This is a genomic window from Pandoraea sp. XJJ-1 (assembly GCF_026802345.1).
In the GTDB taxonomy this organism is placed as follows: domain Bacteria; phylum Pseudomonadota; class Gammaproteobacteria; order Burkholderiales; family Burkholderiaceae; genus Pandoraea; species Pandoraea cepalis.
In genome coordinates this window covers 309551-327282 of the sequence record NZ_CP113827.1, presented here as the reverse complement: position 1 = coordinate 327282, position 17732 = coordinate 309551, and the positions used below count along the sequence as shown (strand labels likewise).

At 62.8% G+C, this 17732-nt stretch carries 15 protein-coding genes; 2 read left to right on the top strand and 13 right to left on the bottom strand.

The window, feature by feature from the left end:
• Positions 1-57: 57 nt before the first annotated feature.
• Positions 58-1584, bottom strand: a complete 1527-nt coding sequence (locus OYT13_RS01390; RefSeq protein WP_017234039.1) for a CoA-acylating methylmalonate-semialdehyde dehydrogenase — start codon at positions 1582-1584, stop codon at positions 58-60.
• 122 nt (positions 1585-1706) lie between these two features.
• Positions 1707-3035 carry an aspartate aminotransferase family protein gene (locus OYT13_RS01385; RefSeq protein ID WP_017234038.1) on the bottom strand — a complete coding sequence of 443 codons (1329 nt, stop codon included), beginning with the start codon at positions 3033-3035 and terminating at the stop codon, positions 1707-1709.
• Between the two features lie 188 nt (positions 3036-3223).
• On the opposite strand from OYT13_RS01385, the gene OYT13_RS01380 reads away from it, so the two are divergent.
• On the top strand, positions 3224-4672 hold the full coding sequence (locus OYT13_RS01380; protein WP_017234037.1) for an aminotransferase-like domain-containing protein: 1449 nt from the start codon (positions 3224-3226) through the stop codon (positions 4670-4672).
• Positions 4673-4768: 96 nt separating this feature from the next.
• On the opposite strand, the gene OYT13_RS01375 is transcribed toward OYT13_RS01380, so the two are convergent.
• The 11 genes from OYT13_RS01375 to OYT13_RS01325 all read right to left on the bottom strand — a co-directional run bounded on the left by OYT13_RS01375 (position 4769) and on the right by OYT13_RS01325 (position 16276).
• The gene (locus tag OYT13_RS01375; protein ID WP_268567159.1) at positions 4769-5788 is read right to left on the bottom strand and encodes an ABC transporter substrate-binding protein; all 1020 of its coding nucleotides are present in this window, start codon (positions 5786-5788) and stop codon (positions 4769-4771) included.
• 73 nt (positions 5789-5861) lie between these two features.
• Complete coding sequence (locus OYT13_RS01370) at positions 5862-7238, bottom strand: sensor histidine kinase (RefSeq protein WP_261939374.1); 1377 nt, start codon at positions 7236-7238, stop codon at positions 5862-5864.
• Positions 7235-7912 carry a response regulator gene (locus OYT13_RS01365; RefSeq protein ID WP_130024602.1) on the bottom strand — a complete coding sequence of 226 codons (678 nt, stop codon included), beginning with the start codon at positions 7910-7912 and terminating at the stop codon, positions 7235-7237. Before OYT13_RS01365 ends, OYT13_RS01370 begins: the two co-directional genes overlap by 4 nt.
• A 415-nt stretch (positions 7913-8327) precedes the next feature.
• Positions 8328-9377: an ABC transporter substrate-binding protein gene (locus OYT13_RS01360; RefSeq protein WP_261939375.1), complete on the bottom strand. Its 1050-nt coding sequence runs from the start codon at positions 9375-9377 to the stop codon at positions 8328-8330.
• Between the two features lie 85 nt (positions 9378-9462).
• Positions 9463-10296, bottom strand: coding sequence for an ABC transporter permease (locus OYT13_RS01355; protein ID WP_268567158.1), 834 nt, complete (start codon positions 10294-10296; stop codon positions 9463-9465).
• Between the two features lie 53 nt (positions 10297-10349).
• A complete protein-coding gene (locus tag OYT13_RS01350) occupies positions 10350-11192 on the bottom strand; it encodes an ABC transporter ATP-binding protein (protein ID WP_150562123.1) in 843 nt (280 codons plus the stop codon).
• A 368-nt stretch (positions 11193-11560) separates the two neighbouring features.
• Positions 11561-12922 carry a porin gene (locus tag OYT13_RS01345; RefSeq protein ID WP_261939377.1) on the bottom strand — a complete coding sequence of 454 codons (1362 nt, stop codon included), beginning with the start codon at positions 12920-12922 and terminating at the stop codon, positions 11561-11563.
• Positions 12923-13221: 299 nt separating this feature from the next.
• A complete protein-coding gene (locus tag OYT13_RS01340; protein ID WP_261939378.1) occupies positions 13222-13644 on the bottom strand; it encodes a hypothetical protein in 423 nt (140 codons plus the stop codon).
• A gap of 51 nt (positions 13645-13695) precedes the next feature.
• On the bottom strand, positions 13696-14682 hold the full coding sequence (locus OYT13_RS01335; RefSeq protein WP_017234036.1) for a GlxA family transcriptional regulator: 987 nt from the start codon (positions 14680-14682) through the stop codon (positions 13696-13698).
• A gap of 21 nt (positions 14683-14703) precedes the next feature.
• Complete coding sequence (locus OYT13_RS01330; protein ID WP_157211469.1) at positions 14704-15909, bottom strand: MFS transporter; 1206 nt, start codon at positions 15907-15909, stop codon at positions 14704-14706.
• 166 nt (positions 15910-16075) lie between these two features.
• Positions 16076-16276, bottom strand: coding sequence for a hypothetical protein (locus OYT13_RS01325; protein WP_017234034.1), 201 nt, complete (start codon positions 16274-16276; stop codon positions 16076-16078).
• A gap of 255 nt (positions 16277-16531) precedes the next feature.
• On the opposite strand from OYT13_RS01325, the gene urtA reads away from it, so the two are divergent.
• Entirely contained in the window at positions 16532-17728 is a 1197-nt protein-coding gene (urtA, locus tag OYT13_RS01320) for an urea ABC transporter substrate-binding protein (protein WP_369751579.1), read from the top strand.
• Positions 17729-17732: the final 4 nt, after the last annotated feature.

Here is a 17732-nt window from a genome sequence, read left to right as displayed (position 1 = left end):
CGCGGCACAGCGTTAGCGCCAATTGCGTCGATTTTGCTGATCGCCGCTTGATCTCCGTTATTGGCCGAGCGTCGGCATGACGAGCGACGACGCGGCATTCGCCGGGCGTCCCTCCGACCAGCGACGCGTGACCACCTTCGAGCGCGTGTAGAAGCGCACCGACTCGGGTCCGTAGATGTGCTGGTCGCCGAACAGCGAATTGCGCCATCCGCCAAACGAGAAGTACGACACCGGCACCGGAATTGGCACGTTCACGCCGACCATGCCGACTTCGATCTCGTCTTCGAAGCGCCGCGCGGCACCGCCCGACGTCGTAAACACCGCCGTGCCGTTGGCGTACGGATTACGGTTGATGAGCGCGATCGCTTCTTCCAGCGTCTTCACACGCACCACGGCCAGCACTGGCCCGAAAATCTCGTGGCGATAAATCGACATCTCCGGCGTCACGTTGTCGAACAGGCACGGGCCGATGAAGAAGCCGTCGTCGCGCTGCGCGACCTTGAGGCCACGGCCGTCCACCACGAGCTTCGCACCTTCGCCGACACCGGCATCGACATAGCCGCGCACCTTGTCGCAATGCGCGCGGGTAATCAGCGGCCCCATCTGCGCGACGGGGTCGGCACCGTCGCCGACCGGCAGCGACGTCGCGGCTTGCGCCAGACGTGCCACCAACGCATCCGCCACGTCGCCGACGGCCACGGCCACCGAGATGGCCATGCAACGCTCCCCCGCCGAACCGTACGCGGCGCCGATCAGCGCATCGACGGTGAAATCGAGGTCGGCGTCCGGCATCACCACGCCATGGTTCTTCGCGCCGCCGAGCGCCTGCACGCGCTTGCCGTGCGCCGACGCCGTGCTGTAGATGTATTGCGCGATCGGCGTCGAGCCGACGAACGACACGGCGTTCACGTCCGGATGCGTGAGCAGCGCATCGACCGCCGCCTTGTCGCCGTTCACGACGTTGAGAACACCGTCGGGCAGCCCGGCGTCCTTGGCCAGGCGCGCGAGCAACAGCGCCGCCGAGGGCACCTTCTCCGACGGCTTGAGCACGAAGGTGTTGCCGCAGGCCACGGCCATCGGGAACATCCACAACGGCACCATCGCGGGGAAGTTGAACGGCGTGATGCCTGCGCAGACGCCGACCGGCTGGTGAATCGAATACGTGTCCACGCCCGTGCCCACCTGTGGCGCGATCTCGCCCTTGAGCAACTGCGGAATGCCCATGGCGAACTCGACCACTTCGATACCGCGCGTGACTTCGCCGCGGGCGTCGTCGAGCGTCTTGCCATGTTCCTGCGTGATCAGTTGCACAAGTGCTTCGCGATGCGTTTCGAGCAGCTCGCGGTACTTCATCATCACGCGGGCGCGCTTCATCGGCGGCGTGGCACGCCAGCCGGGCAAGGCGGCGCGTGCGGCCGCCACGGCGCCCGCGACATCCGTCGCGCCGCCCAGGGCTACCTGGCGGATAACTTCGCCGGTGGCCGGGTTCGTCACTTCGCCGAAGCGGCGATCGGCTTCTCCAGACGCGACGCTTGCGCCGCCAATCCAATGCTCGATACGTTCGGTGCTCACTCGTTGATTCATGTCGATGTCCGTGAAATCGCTGTCGGTGGGCGAGCGTCCGCCCGAGGCGGGCGTTCGCCCTGACTGTCTGAAGGATGGCGGGGCGTCGCGCGGCGGCCGCCCAGCCTTGCTGTGGATGTCGCTTACGCCGTCTCGCGAATGGCTTCCGACACGATGCCGAACAACTCGTCGATCTGCGCTTCGCTGATGATGAGCGGCGGCGAGAACGCCAGGATGTCGCCCGTGTAACGCACCAGTGCTCCCTTCTCGAAGCACTTGACGAAGATTTCATGCGCGCGTGCGCCCGGCTTGCCGTCGCGGTTGGACAGCTCGATGCCGCCGACCATGCCGAGGTTCCGGATGTCGATGACGTTCGGCAGATCGCGCAGACCGTGAATGACCTTCTCGAAATGCGGCGCAAGCGTTGCGGCGCGTTCGAACAGGCCTTCACTCTTGTACAGATCGAGCGCGGCGCACGCCGCGGCCGCGGCCAGCGGATGACCCGAGTAGGTATAGCCGTGGAAGAACTCGATCGCGCCCGAGTTACCGGCGTCGACGATGGTGTCGTGCACGCCCGTCTTCACCGCGACGGCGCCCATCGGAACGGCGGCATTGTTCACGCCCTTGGCCATCGTCATGATGTCCGGCGTCACGCCGAAATACTGAGCGGCGAACGGCTTGCCCAGGCGGCCAAGTCCGGTGATGACTTCGTCGAAAATCAGCAGAATGCCGTGCTTGTCGCAGATCTCGCGCAGCTTTTGCAGATAGCCGTGAGGCGGCACCAGCACCCCGGTCGAACCGGCGAGCGGCTCGACGATCACGGCGGCGATGGTCGACGCGTCGTGCAGCGTCACCAAACGTTCGAGTTCGTCGGCCAGATGGGCGCCCCAGGCCGGCTGCCCCTTCGTGAAGGCCGCCTCCTTGATGTTGAGCGTGTGCGGCAGATGGTCGACCGCCGGCAGCAGTTGCCCCGAATAGGCCTTGCGGTTCGGCGAGATGCCGCCGACCGAAATCCCGCCGAAGCCCACACCGTGATAACCGCGCTCGCGACCGATGAGCCGTGTGCGCTGGCCTTCGCCGCGCGCACGATGGTAGGCCAGGGCGATCTTCAGGGCGGTGTCGACCGACTCCGAGCCCGAGTTCGTGAAGAAAATGCGATCGAGCCCCTGCGGCGTGATCGCGGCGATCTTGCTCGCGGCCTCGAACGCCTTCGGGTGTCCCATCTGGAACGTCGGTGCAAAGTCCATCTCACCGGCCTGCTGGCGGATCGCCTCGACAATCTCGGTGCGACAGTGGCCGGCGTTCACACACCACAGACCGGCGGTGCCGTCGAGAATCTTGCGATTGTCCGACGACGTGTAATACATGCCCTCGGCCTTCACCAACAGGCGCGGCGAGCTTTTGAACTGACGGTTGTTGGTGAACGGCATCCAGAACGCCGTCATGTCGAGATTCAGGTCTTTCATGTTCATCGCGGGGTCTCCCCAGAGCTTGGCTCGATCAGAATGTCCCGCGCTCGGCACGACGGCGCGCCACGGGTGGATGGGATCGATCCTACGAGAGACGAACCGATACAGACATGTACAGTCACTCGCAAAATGTATATTCTGTATTGGTCAATCGCCTAAACTGTATTGGCAACAGCCGATGCCCCGATACCATGGTCCAACCGCTTGCCTTTTCCCTGAACCGCGCCCAACCGGAAGCACTCGTCGATCAGATCGTGCGGGAGGTCGAGCGAGCGTTACAGCGTCAGACGCTGCACGGCGGCATGCGCATGCCGTCGATCCGGTCACTGGCCAAGGCGCACGGCATCAGCACGTTCACGGTGGTCGAGGCGTATGACCGGCTCGTCGCGCGCGGCACGCTCGTGGCCCGGCGCGGCGCGGGCTTCTTCGTCGCGGGGGCGGCCGACGCGCGAGACACGGGGCTGACCAGCCCCGGCGGGGCGCTGGCGGTGAGCACCACGGCCAGCGAAGTCACCAATGCGTGGCTGCTTTCCGAGATCTTCGCGGACGACGCGATCGCGGTGAAGAGCGGCTGCGGATGGTTGCCTGACAGCTGGCTCGACGAAGACGGGCTGCATGGCGCGCTGCGTTCGCTCTCGAAGGGGCCGGGCGCGCATTTCGCGCACTACGGACATCCGCGGGGGTATGGGCCGTTGCGTCAGTGGCTGGCGCGGCGCCTCGGCGAGTTGTCCATCGACGCGCCGCCCGAGCACATCGTGCTCACGCATGGCGCGACGCAGGCGCTCGATCTGGTGGTGCGCACGCTGCTCAAGCCGGGCGATACGGTATTGGTCGAGGCACCGGCGTACTGCAATCTGCTGGCGGTGTTGCGTCTGGCGGGCCTCAACGTCGTGGGCATTCCACGCACCGAGGCCGGTCTGGATCTCGCCGCGCTGGAGCAGGCGGCGCAGACGCACCGTCCGCGCGCGCTGTTCGTGAATCCAGCGTTGCAGAATCCGTTGGGCACCTCGCTCACCCCGGCGGCGGCGCATCGCATCTTGCAGTGTGCCGAGCAGCATGGTTTCTGGATCGTCGAAGACGACATCTATCGGGAACTGGCGCCGGCGGGCACACCGTCACTGGCGGCGATGGATGGCCTGTCGCGCGTGATCTATGTGTCGAGCTTTTCGAAGACGATATCGCCGTCGGTCCGTGTGGGCTATCTGGCGTGTTCGCGCGATCTCGCGCATGAGATCGCGCGCAGCAAGATGGTGGCGGGCCTCACGTCCTCGGAGATCAACGAGCGCATCGTGCATGCGATTCTCACCGAGGGACGTCACCGAAAGCATATCGAAAGACTGTCGGACCGGCTGACGCGTTCGCGCGCGCGTCTCATCACGCAGTTGCAGTCGCACGGGGTGACACTGCTGGCGCAGCCGGAAGGCGGGATGTTTGTGTGCGGCAGCTTGCCGGAGACGGCACAACCGGCGCGCGAACTGGCCGAAGCGGCGCTGTCTGAGAGCATCATGTTGGCACCGGGCGAGTTCTTCCTGGCGCACAACGAGCCCTGCCGCTGGTTCCGCTTCAACGTCGCCTATTCGGACGACGCACGCCTGTTCCGCTTTCTCGATCGGGCAGCGACGGGGAAGTTGGCGGCTTGACGCCATGTGTCGGCCGATGCGATCTGCTTGGCGAGACCGCCGACATGCCGTCGACATCCAACCGACCAAGGTTCGCCAGCAACGTCAGCTTCGCCGTTACTTGGCAGACTTGGCAGCGCTCTCGACGAAGGCGGCAGTGTACGTCTTCGACAAGTCGATGTCGGCCGCTTTCACCGCTGGCATAATCGCGGACAGCACCTTCAGCACAGCTTGCGGTCCGCCCGCAGGCATACGCCCGTCGCTCGTGAACATAGGCAAAAATGACTTCATGGCAGCGACATACAGTGTCCTTTTGCCGTTGTAGTAATTACGCGGCAACAGATCGACGATTTGCTCGGCACTGTGAGCATGCAGGTATCGCAGTGCGCCGACAATCGCTTTGACCAGCCGCCCCGTCTCGTCCCGATGTGCATCGACCCAAGCCGTGGGCATGTAAATACATGCCGCAGGATAGATGTCGCCGAGGGCATCACGCGTGCCCGCTTCGGTGCGCAGATCCACCAGCACCTTGGCCTCGCCCGTCGATAGCAGTTCAACCGCGGTGGGATCGGTCGTCATACCGGCGACGATCAGATGTTGTCGCATGGCAGAAATGAAAGTCTTGCCAGCATCGACCGGCACCAGACGATAATCATCTCTATCAAGACCCACTTTGCTTGCCAGATATTGGGTCAGGAAATCGGTCGACGAACCGAGCCCGGTCACGCCTAGCGACTTTCCCTGAAAGTCGATCAGCGAGCCAATCGTTTCCTGCTGGGTGGTTGAAACCAGCTCTACCTCGCCAGGCACGTTTGAGAACTGCACCACGGATTCGACTTCGGTCCCCTTGCTTTGCAAATCGATGGTGTGGTCGTAGAAACCCGCCACGCCCTGCACCGAGCCGGCAATCATCTCGTTCTCGGCATTGACCCCGGCCGGCTCCGTGACGACGGCGACATCCAGCCCCTGCTTTGCGAAGTAGCCAAGTCGCGTCGCCAACAACACCGGCAAATAGATGATCTTGTCCTCGCCGCCGACCATGATCGTGATCTTCTCGGCGGCGTGGACGACGCTCGCGAGCGAACAGAATTCGGCCATCATGACCGTCGTGACGGCAATACGCCTCAAAGTGCTCATGCTTGTTCCCGTGTACGCTGTATAAAGTCAGGCGGCATTGCTGCGAGGCATGCCGTCTATATCCTGAGGCGCGCTACGTTACGTTTGCCGGCAATCGGACAACGGCACTGAGTCCGACGCCGCCCGGCCGGCTCGACAACTCGACGACACCGCCGCAAGCCTTTGCTGCCTCGTTGACAATGGCGAGGCCGAGCCCGAACCCATTGTTGTCGGAAACGTTACCGCGGCTGAAGCGCTCGAAGACGTGCGGCTTGAGTGCGTCCGATATGCCCGGCCCCGTGTCGTCGACCTGCAGAATGGCGTCCGCACCCGCAAGCCCTGCATGGACGGTCACATTGCCTCCGCGCGGCGTATAGCGCACCGCGTTATCCACCAGATTGAAAAGTAGCGCGTGGACCAGCGCTGGATAAGACTTCACGCAAACGTCTGTACTGCTCGAACTCAAGCCGAGATCGATACCCCTGTCATCCGCCAGCAGCGACAGGTCAACCAGTACCTGCTGCGTCAATTCGAGCAGATTCACGTTCTGACGCGGCAGATGGGTGCCGCGAGCGGCTTCCGCGTGAGAGAGGCTCAGCAACTGGTTGATGAGATCCTTGAGACGCCGGGTGCATGCACGCACGGCGCGAAGGGTTTCCTTCAACTCGGGATCGACGGCAAGGTGGGTGGCGTAGTCGAGTTGGGTGCTGACAAGCGCGACCGGCGTGCGCAGCTGGTGCGCCGCGTCTGCGACAAACCTTTTCTGTATGTTGACCTGTGCGGTCAGACGCGTTGCGTATTGGTTGATCGTCTCGACGATGGGTTGCAGCTCGCCTTGCAACTGCACTGTTTCCAGCGGCGTCAGATCGTCCGTTTCGCGCGCTTCCAAATCTCTGCGAAGCAACAAAAGCGGCCTCAGTTCGAGCGTCAACCCGACGATCATGAGCGCCAGCGCCACCGCGAGCAGCACCGACTCCTGGATAAGGACAGGCCGCCATAGCGTGGCGATCAGACGATGGAAGGCGTTGTGGCTCTCGGCTACGCTCACCGACACGGATGTCGTGTGTCCGTTCCGGTACACGCGGCGCATCAGCGTCACCATGCGCAGGTCATTGCCGCGATACTGAATATCGCTATAAGAAGGGGCGCCATTATCCGGCGCAGCGCCTTGGGGCAGATCCGGCCAGCCGGCGAGCAGTTCGCCGGGGGTTGCGCGCACCTGGAAATAGACGCGATCCTGCGCCCGTGAAGCGAACATTCGGAGTGCTGCCGGCGGTGTTTCTGCGCTCAATCGTTCGTCCTGCCAGCGCACCTGCCCGGCCATCACCTCGGCGGACGCCAGCAGCCGGCGGTCCTGAACCAGGCGCGCGGTACTGCGCGCATTCTCCAACGACAGCCCCGCCATCAACGCCAATACCAGTGTCATGGGCACCAGAACCCACAGCAGCAGGCGAACGCGCAACTGGTTCATGTCGTTGCGCCGGCATCGCGCAACAAGTAGCCCAAGCCGCGCAGGGTGAGGATACGTGCCTGGGAGCCCGCAAGCTTGCGGCGCAGACGGTGCACGTAGGTCTCGATGGCGTTTTCGCTCGCCTCGCTGCCTAGATCGAATACCTTGACCATCAACTGCGCCTTCGTGACCGTCTTGCCCTGGCGCAGCATCAGCGTTTCAAGCACATCGTGCTCGCGCAGTGTCAGCTCGAGCGGCAGGCCCGCTGCCCGGAACTCGTGGGTATCCAGATCGAACTGCAAATCGGCGCATTGCACGATCGATTGGCTGCTACGCCCCCGCCTCCGAATCAGCGCCTTGATGCGCGCAACGAGTTCCCTCAGTTCGAACGGCTTGTCCACATAGTCATCCGCACCGTGATCCAGACAGTCGACCTTGGCGTCAACCGATGCGTTGGCCGTCACGACCAGCACCGGCATATCGTTGCGCCGCCGACGGATGTTGCGCAACACGCTGCGCCCATCCATGCCCGGCAGACGAAGGTCGAGCAACAACAAATCGTACTGCGACTGCTCGATGTGATGAATCGCTGTCGAGCCGTCATGCACGCACTCGACAGTAAAGCGCTCTGCCTGCAATGCCTTGCTGAGCCAGAGCGCAAATTCCAGGTTGTCTTCTACAAGTAGTAGTTTCATCGAGCTATTAAACAGTCCACGCAGAAACTGTGTCGGCAATCCGCCTCCGGTTGCGCAAAACAAGCGACAGGACAGCGGCGGGTCGCACGTAGCGGGACGAAACGTCGCCTGCAGAGATCACGAATCTCGCAAAGGACGGTGATCGATGATCCCGGGTTTCTCGGCTCAGGGATATTCGACTGGCCAAGCGACGTCGGACTTCAAGTCGTCTTGGCGAAGCCGCGGCTTGGGCGCGTTTCACCCGAGTGCCGCACTTGCGCCGAATGTTCGTCTCGCACCGTTTCCTCGCGGTCGCTCACGCTGCGCCGATCAGGAGGTATCCGCGCAAGCGCAGACAGCTCCTGTCAGACGTCATTTTTTGCGGAAAGGGGCATTTGGCAGCAAATTACGTGCCCCTTCCGATTCAGGCAATCGGTTATTTCCCTCCCTTGGCTTCGCTCGCCAGCAGCGTATTGGCTTTGATCGCGAAGTCATTTGTGTACGTCGCGTCGAGATTGATCGGCTTAACGATCTTGCCGGCCAGCTTTTCCACGGCGAGGACGGTTTCGGGGCCGCCCTTCGGCATCAGGCCATCCGGCAGAAACTGGCCCTTGTCCTGCTCGAGCGCTTTGATGTATTCCTCCTTGCTCGACAGCTGATTGCTGACGAAATCCTTTGGCAGATGATCTGCGATCTCCGCGGCGCTATGCGTATGGATCCAGTGCATGGTGGCGACCATCGCGTTGACAACGGCCTGCGTTTCAACCGGGTGTGCCTGTACCCACTCGCCTCGCGCAAGCACGCTGGCCGTCGGCCAGTAGCCGCCCAGCCACTTGTTGACGCCCGGGCCGGTGGCAAGATCGATCGCGGAGTAGCCGAGACGCATTTTCTCGACGGCGTTGACGGTCGGTTGAGTCGTCATTCCGCAGACAATTCGGTTGTGCTTGAGCGCACCGATCAGGGTCGGCCCCGCACCAACGCCTACGCGGGTGAAGTCTTTTGACGTCAGGTGGTAGCGGGCGGCAAGGTAGAGCGTCAGGTCGTCGGTTCCCGACCCGACGTCGGTCACGCCCACCACCTTGCCTTTCCAGTCGGCCGGCGTCTTGACGCCAGCGTCAGTCGCACACATTTCTCGCTCGCCCGGCGCGCCGCTGAGCTGGACGATGCCGATCACGTTCTTGCCATGCTGCTGGAAATCGATGGTATGCAGGTACCAGGCCCCCGCCATCTCGACCTGCCCGGACACCACGGCCTCTTCCGCGCCAACACCGCCGGCCGTTTCCGTGCTCAACTGCATGTCAACGCCGTACTTCTTGAAGAAGCCGAGATTCTGCGCGAGTTGGTACGGTAGATAGATCTGCTTGTCGATCCCGCCGATCATCATGCTCACTTTGGGTAGCGTGGCCGCCATGGCGTGACCGCTGAACAGGCCCACGGCGCACAGCACGCCCGCCAAAAGCTTTACAGCGTGTGATTTCTGTTTCATGACTCTCATCTCCTTGGATATTCGGGATTGCGCGAGGCGATCCCTAGTCGGTGGTTTCCACTCGTGTTGCATAAGTTGGGCGGGGTCAAACGCCCGGCATGTTGCTATCGGCACCCGTTGGCGGCTGCCAGGAAAGCAGTCGCTTTTCCAGCATGGCCATCAACACTTCCGCGCTGAGCGCGACGACACCGATGATCAGCATCGCGCCGAAGACACCATTGGCGTCGAACGTGTTCTGGGCCGTCGCGATCACCAGGCCCAGGCCTTGCTGCGCGCCCAGAAATTCACCGACGATGGCCCCGATGATCGAGAAACCCAAGGCGACGTGCAGGCTCGCGATAATCCACGTCATCGCGGACGGGAAGACGACGTTCGCGATGACATCGAAGCGCGATCCGCCCAGAATGCGCACGTTGGCGATCAGGTTGCGATCGACGCTGCGCACGCCCTGGAACGCGTTGAAGAACACGACAAAGAACACGAGGACGGCGGCCAGCACCACCTTCGACGGCATGCCGAGCCCCAGCCACATGACGAGCACCGAGCCCAACACGATCCGCGGCAGCGCGTTGACGATCTTGATGAATGGGCCGACCACGTCTGCCAGATACGGGATCTCGCCCAACAGCACGCCGAACAGGATGCCGGACGTCACGCCTGCAATAAAGCCGAGGAGCGACTCTTCGATCGTGACCCAGATCTGCAGCCAAATAGAGCCGTAAGCTGTCCCGCTGCGCGCCCATTCAATGAGTCGAGCGACGATCCCGCTCGGCGATCCGAAGAAGAATGGGTCGATGACTCCCCAGGATGAAAACAGCTGCCAGCCGCCGACCAACAGTACGAACAGGGTTGCGCGCCCCAACCAAACCAGGTTCTTGCGGCGCTGTGCCTTGCGTCGCGCGGCGGCCGCCACCGTCACCGAATCGCTTCCTGCCAACGCGCCGTTAAGCTTTGCACTTGAGTTCGAGCTGGTCATGCCGAGGCCCCCCTGACCTTCGCTGCGGAGGTCGTTCGGGAATAGGCTTGCTCGACTTCCTCGCGCAGCGAATCCCAGATTTGTTGATAAAGATCGAGAAACCGCGGATGGAAGCGGATCTCCTGCACTTCGCCGCGCGGCCTCGGCAGGTCGATGTCGAACACCGCCTTGACGGTGGCAGGCCCTGCGGTCATCACCACGACGCGATCGGCGAGGGCGATCGCCTCCTCAAGGTCGTGCGTCACGAACAGGACCGAAGGTCGGGTGCGCTCCCACAGCGTCAGCAATTCGTTGGACATGATGGCCCGCGTTTGCACATCAAGCGCAGAGAACGGCTCATCCATGAGAAGCATGGAGGGTTTGTTGATGAGTGCGGCGGCAAGGCTGACGCGCTTGCGCATGCCCCCGGACAGCTGATACGGGAAGTAGTCTTCGAAGCCCGACAGACCGACGATCCGCAGCCACTCACGCGCCTCGTCCATCGCGGCCGCTTTCGGGACGCCACGAAACGACGGCCCGAGCGCCACATTCTTCAGGATCGACTTCCAGGGAAGGAGTGCGTCGTTCTGGAAGACGAAGCCGGCACCGCCGGAAATTCCGTCGACGGCCTGGCCAGATACCTTGACAACGCCGGCGCTGGGTCGATACAACCCTGCCGCCAGCGTCAAGGTTGTGGACTTTCCGCATCCGGTCGGCCCCACCACCGCGCAGAACATGCCCGGCTCGATGACGAGGCTGACATCGCGCAACACCGTCTTTTCCGTGCCGTCTCGCGTGGGAAATCGCTTCGTCACCCCGGAGAACTGAATACCTCCTTGCCCTGCTGAATTCTCTACCATCGCAAACCTTATATCGTGTACCCATCGACATCCGACCGCATGGTGGACGCCGATGAGTGAATTGCAAAAATCACACACTGCCCACATCGAGTTCTCTTCGAACCCGTATCGGGCTACCCCGTCAGTGACCCATTACCGATAAGCAGGAAAGGGCTCGTGAATAAAGCTTCACTGAAACTTCCGAGTAAATGGTCACCTCCACAAAAAATAGGAGTCCTATATACGTTCGACTACACAACACTCGAAAGAGAAATCCCCTTGCGTCATGCGGCTTTCGGGACAGCGCGAAGCGTAGCAAGTACGGGAAGCGATAGCGGCAAGCCGCATTTGCTTCGATATTTCATGCCAATCCGCTCGCCAACGTCGGATCAGAAATGCCAGATTCCGCCGGCCTCGATACGTTTTGCCGTCGCGGCAGACAGTCCCGTCGAGTTCTGGAACGTCTTTTGCCCCCACATCACCTCGATGCCCACGTCGACGGTGCGGAATGGTCGATAAATCAGGTTGAGGTGAACGGTCTTGGTAGTGACGGCGTTCTGCGGATCGGCGGGCAGGAACGACGCCAATCGCTGGTGGTTGTATCCGAATCCAATGTTCGAACGCAGCTTGTCGGTCCACCAATGCTGGAAGAACAGGCCTCCCCCAAGCTCGGGCTGAATCTGGACATCCGTGGCCCCTGTGGGGTTGGCGGCCGTTCCGTTGTTGATCGCGAGCACGGAAGCCGTGTTGGCACCGAAATCGTCCGGAATGTATCGGCCCAATGCGCCGTACCAGACCTGGCCGCCGAAATTGTCACGACCATATCCGCCGCCCGCCTTGGGCAGATTGAATGTCGCACCCATCAGCATCGCGCCCGCAAGCTTTGTCGTGCGCGATCCATTCTGGTCGGTAAAGCCGAGCTCACGGGCAATCCCTGAAACCTGAAAGTGGCCCCAGGCGGCTTCGCGCTCGTACTTCACGCTCAGATCCGGGAACGGGTTCGATTTCGTCACGGCCTCGATGTTGCCGCGCGTATCCTGGTAGCCGGTCTGCGGGTTTTCCAGTGCGAACGACACGGCACTGCCTTTGCCGAGCGGCAGCGTGTAACGGACTTGCGGCGTGCGCGCGGCCGGGAGGCCTGCCTGTCCGGCGTTGTCGAATGTCTCCACCGCGTCCGGGTCGTCGATGAAGTTCGAATTCGCCATACCGACGAGGAACCCGCCAATCGTGCCGTAAGCGGTGACCACGCGGGCACCCCAGCTATTGTTCTGCAATGCCTGGTTGTTGTCGCCACCCGAGACGAAGCCGTAGAAGTCGAGTCCGAAATTGGTGGTGATGTTGCCGTACGGGCTTGGCGTGCTGCTCCCCACGACCAGTCGTGAAACCTTGTCCTGGAAATGGAAGGTACGTGCCGATTGCGCTCGGGCGTTGCTGCCGGCAGGATCCAGATTGCCTATCGCAAACTTTGGCCCGAGATTTTCGGTGGGATCGTAAATGCCCTGAAAATTGATGAAGCCGCCAATACTGAGCGAGGTGTCGGTGCCCGGGACGATGAACGACCCCGGCATGGCCCCGCGACGGATGTACTGGTCCGAAATGCTCATCTGCTCGGCCTTCGTCGGCGGCAGACTCTCGGTCGGCGCTTGCGCCACGGACACCGCGACGGGATTCTTGGCTGTCTGGCTCTGCGCCATTTTCAACTGATCGAGCCGTACCGACAGATCGTGAATCTCCGCCTGAAGCTTGCTCATGTCATCGGCATGTGCTGCCGGCATCGCGCCGAGACCTGCAATTGCGCAGCACAGGACTTTCGCCGACAACGACTTGTCCAATTTCGAACGACGTTCTCGCCTCTTAGGTAACTTCGCCCACCGTTTCATCCGCTGTCTCCTGCATCTGATTGTTGTTCATGCAAACCCGCTCAAGGAAGCATCGTGAGCAGTGAACGAATCTTAGGGAGGACTAGCTGTCAACTGGCTGACGCTGGCGGGACTGAATTGACGGTGTTTACCCGGGGCGGCGGGGAAGTGGGCGGCGTAGGGTCTGCGGTCTAAGTCCCCTGCAGGAATTGCCTCGGAGGAGACGCGTCGGTCCGTTCGAGCAAGGCGAACCGGAGGCGCGCGTTGAGCAGGGCCGCCGGAAGTGTGCTGGCACCCGCGCCCGAGTCCACCACCACGGGAATCCGCGTCGCGTTGAAACCCACGGCAATGGCCATCACGCCATGAACGTTGGGCAATGACGTGCCATCGGCGATTCGAAATCGCTCGTTGGCCGCCGGATCGAACTGCTCGCTGACGAAGAAGCAGTCGTCATTTAAATTAAGGACCGAGACCTTGCTATCGGCCAGATCAAGATGACGGACACAGTGAGGTCTCGGTGTGGTGACGATAGGTGCGATCCGTGAAGTATCGATGGAACGCGAACCGTTCGAAATCGGCAGATTCCGAAATGTCGTTTGCCTGATCGTCACCACTGCAGCGTCATTTGACGCCGACCATCCCTGGCCGCCGCAAACGTCTCACGCCTACGCCACGCCCATCACCCCAAACCGCTCCCGATACGCCACCGGCGTCACGCCGTACTGGCGTTGAAACGCGCGGCGCAGGTTTTGTTCGTCGCCGAAGCCCACGCGCGCGGCGATGCGCTTGAGCGGCGCATCCGAATCGAGCAAGGCAAACCGGGCCGCCTCCAAGCGCATGCGCTCGACCGCCTTGGCCGGCGTCGACCCCGTCCGCGCGAGATAACTCCGCGCAAACGTGCGCGCGCTCATGTTCGCCTGCTCGGCCAGCCGCACCACCGACAGATCGCCATCGAGCCGTTCGGACATCCACGCATGCAAATCGCCGAACGGCGCTCCCGCCGCGACCTGCGCCTGCAATGGCGGGCTGAACTGCGATTGCCCCCCAGCACGCTTGAGGAACACCACCAGCCGACGCGCCGCCTGCAACGCGATATCCGCCCCCAAATCGTCCTCGACCAACGCCAACCCCAGGTCGATCCCCGCCGTAATGCCCGCCGAGGTCCAGACCGGATCCTCACGCACATAAATCGGATCCGACTCGACCCGCGCCTTCGGATAACACGCCTGCAACATCGCCGTGTCGAGCCAGTGCGTCGTCGCGCGACGTCCATCCAACAACCCCGCCGCCCCCAGAATGAACGCCCCCACACACACCGAACACACACGCCGCACACGCGGCGCGTAGGCGCGCAACCACTCGCCCACCTCACCCGGCACCGCCGGACGATGCGCCACCGCGCCGCCCACCGCGATCAATGTGTCGACGGACATCGTTTCGAGCGCGCGCATCGGCTCGGTGTGCAGCGTGATACCCGAGCCCGTCTCCACCGGCCCACCATGCTCGGACACCACCACGGTGCGATACGGTGTCGCTTGCCCCAACGCCGCGAAGTTGCGAATGACGGCGTGAAACGCGTCGAGCGGTCCGGCCAGATCCAGCAACACGAACGGCGGCACGATGAGAAAGGCAACGAGACGAGGTGGGTTCATGATCGCGAGAATGTCGGAGCGTCAGGCCGTCGCGGGCACCGCACGGCGCTTCGCGTCGACGGCATACCACACCGTCGCCAGCGCCGCGAGCGCCAGCAACGGGAAGGTCGCCTGGTTGATGGTGGCCCAGCCGAAGCGAGCGAGCAGTTGCCCCGCGAACAGACTCGCGAGCGCCGTCCCGGCGAAGGTGATGAATTCGTTGGCGGCCTGCGCGCGCGCACGCTCCGCCGGACGATACGACATCGTGAGCAACGTCGTGCCGCCCACGAACATGAAGTTCCATCCCACGCCGAGCAACGCCAACGCCGCATAGAAGTACGGCAGGCTCGTCGACGCGAGCGCCACGACACCGCACAGGGCGCTCATCGCAATGCCCGCCAGCAACACCGGCACCACGCCCCAGCGCTTGACGAGATGCCCCGAGAAGAACGACGGCGCATACATCCCCACCAAGTGCCACTCGATGATGTGCGCGCCGTCGTCGATGCTGTGCCCACACGTCACCGCCGCGATGGGCGTCGCCGTCATGACGAACATCATCACCATGAAGCCGATCAGGTTGTTCGCCAGCGCCGCCACATAAATCGGCTGACGCATGATCTCGCCGAGCGGCCTGGCCGGTAATGCATCCGCGTCGCCGGTGGCACTGGCAGCCGCATGCACCGGTAAATCGCGCAGCAATCCGACGAGCAACACCAACGATATCGCCGAGAGAATCGCCACGACGAGATACGATCCCGCGAACGTCACCGGCGCGAGCCAGTTTTTACTGCCTGCCGCGAGCGCCGGTCCGATCACCGCCGCCAGCACGCCGCCGGTGAGCACGATGGAAATCGCGCGTGGCTTGTCGTCGAGCGGCACGACGTCGGCCGCTGCCAGCCGGTAATAGCGCGCGAACGCCTGAAACACCCCCACACACGCCGTACCCGCGCAGAACATCGCAAAGTGACGCTCGTAGATCGCCATGACCGACACCAGCCCGCCGACCGTGCCGAACAATGCGCCCAGCGCGAAGCCGAGACGCTGACCGATACGCTGGATCAACATCGACGCAAAGATCGTGGTGATGGCGGACGCCACGGTAATCAGCGAAAACGGCAGCGTCGCATAACCTTTGTCGGACGCCAGCATGTAACCGACAAGCCCCGTCAACGTCAGGTCGACGGACATCGCCGCCGTGAATAACGCCTGGCACGCGGCCAGCACCGCGGCATAGCGGCGGCCCATCGAACGATCGGGGCGCCCGGAACGCTTCGGGCGCCCGCTGGGTTCGGAATCCGTGGGGCGCGCGGCGCGCCCGGCAATGGCATCGGTCATGAGCGTGTTGTCGAACAAGTCGGAGAGTCGTCGGGAGCCCTCATCTTGCCGTCGACCGGTTTGGCACGAATGCCAATCATGCATCAAAAAATGCCACCTCGTCGTCAGGCGTCTCGGGCGCCAAGCAGTCGTCCTGGCCGGCGACCTTCCTGGTGGTCATGCCACCGAATCGCGCCAACTCGGTGCGCACCAACTCAGCGCGCAGCCGCACCACACTGCTTCGTTCGGAAGACGACACGCCGATGAACCCCTGCGCAGAGTCCCATGCGTACGACATGATCGACCCTGACGATTCGACGCGCAGACGCCGCCCTCGCGGGCCTGCGCGCGCTTAGCGACGTTCGACGCTTTTGCTTGCGCGACCGTGCACCGTTACCTCGCATGCCCAATCCCGCCCATCGCTGGCACGGCCCTTGCGTTACTCCTCCGGTACCGGATCGACCGGTCTAACCAGGAAAGGGGAAGACGTACCATGAAACGACGCACGCTACTCCAGATGGCGGCCCTCTCGGGCGCCGCATCGCTGACGGGCATGGCGCCCAACTTGTTCGCGCAGAGCAAGTCGCCCATCAAGGTCGGCATCCTGCACTCGCTCTCGGGCACGATGGCCATCTCGGAGACGTCGCTCAAGGATGTCGCGCTCATGACGATCGCCGACATCAACGCCAAGGGTGGCGTGATGGGCCGCCCGCTCGAAGCCGTGGTGGTCGACCCGGCGTCGAACTGGCCGCTCTTCGCGGAAAAGGCGCGTCAGTTGCTCACCAAGGACAAGGTCGCCGCCGTGTTCGGCTGCTGGACGTCGGTGTCGCGCAAGTCGGTGCTGCCCGTCTTCGAAGAACTCAACGGCCTGCTCTATTACCCGGTGCAGTACGAAGGCGAAGAGATGTCGAAGAACGTCTTCTACACGGGCGCGGCGCCGAACCAGCAGGCGATCCCGGCCGTGGAATACGTGATGAGCAAGGAAGGCGGCGGCGCCAAGCGCTTCTTCCTGCTCGGCACCGACTACGTCTATCCGCGCACGACCAACAAGATCCTGCGCGCCTTCCTGCATTCGAAGGGCGTCGCCGACAAGGACATTCAGGAGGTCTACACGCCGTTCGGCCACAGTGATTACCAGACCATCGTCGCCAACATCAAGCAGTTCGCCCAGGGCGGCAAGACCACGGTCATCTCGACCATCAACGGCGACTCGAACGTACCGTTCTACAAGGAACTCGGCAACCAGGGCCTGAAGGCCACCGACGTGCCGGTGGTGGCCTTCTCCGTCGGTGAAGAGGAACTGCGCGGCATCGACACGAAGCCGCTCGTCGGGCACCTCGCGGCATGGAACTACTTCATGTCGGTGAAGAACCCGACCAACGACGCGTTCAAGAAGGAGTGGTTCGCCTACGTCAAGGCCAAGGGCCTGCCCGGCGGCGACAAGCGCGTCACGAACGATCCGATGGAAGCCACGTTCGTCGGCATGCATATGTGGAAGCAGGCCGTCGAGAAAGCGGGCAGCGTCGACGTCGACAAGGTACGCACCGCGATGATCGGCCAGTCCTTCAAGTCGCCGGACGGCTTCGACATGGTCATGGACGGCAATCACCACCTGCACAAGCCGGTGATGATCGGCGAGATTCGCCCGGACGGGCAGTTCAACGTCGTGTGGAAAACCAAGACCACGGTGCGTGCGCAGCCGTGGAGCCCGTACATCGCGGGTAATGAAGGCAAGCCCGACAAGGTCTGACCCT

What these genes read in the sequence shown, in the direction of transcription:
- OYT13_RS01390 (WP_017234039.1), bottom strand. Translation starts at nt 1,584, where the DNA reads ATGAATCAACGAGTGAGCACCGAACGTATCGAGCATTGGATTGGCGGC.
- OYT13_RS01385 (WP_017234038.1), bottom strand. Translation starts at nt 3,035, where the DNA reads ATGAACATGAAAGACCTGAATCTCGACATGACGGCGTTCTGGATGCCG.
- OYT13_RS01380 (WP_017234037.1), top strand. Translation starts at nt 3,224, where the DNA reads ATGGTCCAACCGCTTGCCTTTTCCCTGAACCGCGCCCAACCGGAAGCA.
- OYT13_RS01375 (WP_268567159.1), bottom strand. Translation starts at nt 5,788, where the DNA reads ATGAGCACTTTGAGGCGTATTGCCGTCACGACGGTCATGATGGCCGAA.
- OYT13_RS01370 (WP_261939374.1), bottom strand. Translation starts at nt 7,238, where the DNA reads ATGAACCAGTTGCGCGTTCGCCTGCTGCTGTGGGTTCTGGTGCCCATG.
- OYT13_RS01365 (WP_130024602.1), bottom strand. Translation starts at nt 7,912, where the DNA reads ATGAAACTACTACTTGTAGAAGACAACCTGGAATTTGCGCTCTGGCTC.
- OYT13_RS01360 (WP_261939375.1), bottom strand. Translation starts at nt 9,377, where the DNA reads ATGAAACAGAAATCACACGCTGTAAAGCTTTTGGCGGGCGTGCTGTGC.
- OYT13_RS01350 (WP_150562123.1), bottom strand. Translation starts at nt 11,192, where the DNA reads ATGGTAGAGAATTCAGCAGGGCAAGGAGGTATTCAGTTCTCCGGGGTG.
- OYT13_RS01345 (WP_261939377.1), bottom strand. Translation starts at nt 12,922, where the DNA reads ATGAGCAAGCTTCAGGCGGAGATTCACGATCTGTCGGTACGGCTCGAT.
- OYT13_RS01335 (WP_017234036.1), bottom strand. Translation starts at nt 14,682, where the DNA reads ATGAACCCACCTCGTCTCGTTGCCTTTCTCATCGTGCCGCCGTTCGTG.
- OYT13_RS01330 (WP_157211469.1), bottom strand. Translation starts at nt 15,909, where the DNA reads ATGGGCCGCCGCTATGCCGCGGTGCTGGCCGCGTGCCAGGCGTTATTC.
- OYT13_RS01325 (WP_017234034.1), bottom strand. Translation starts at nt 16,276, where the DNA reads ATGTCGTACGCATGGGACTCTGCGCAGGGGTTCATCGGCGTGTCGTCT.
- urtA (WP_369751579.1), top strand. Translation starts at nt 16,532, where the DNA reads ATGGCGCCCAACTTGTTCGCGCAGAGCAAGTCGCCCATCAAGGTCGGC.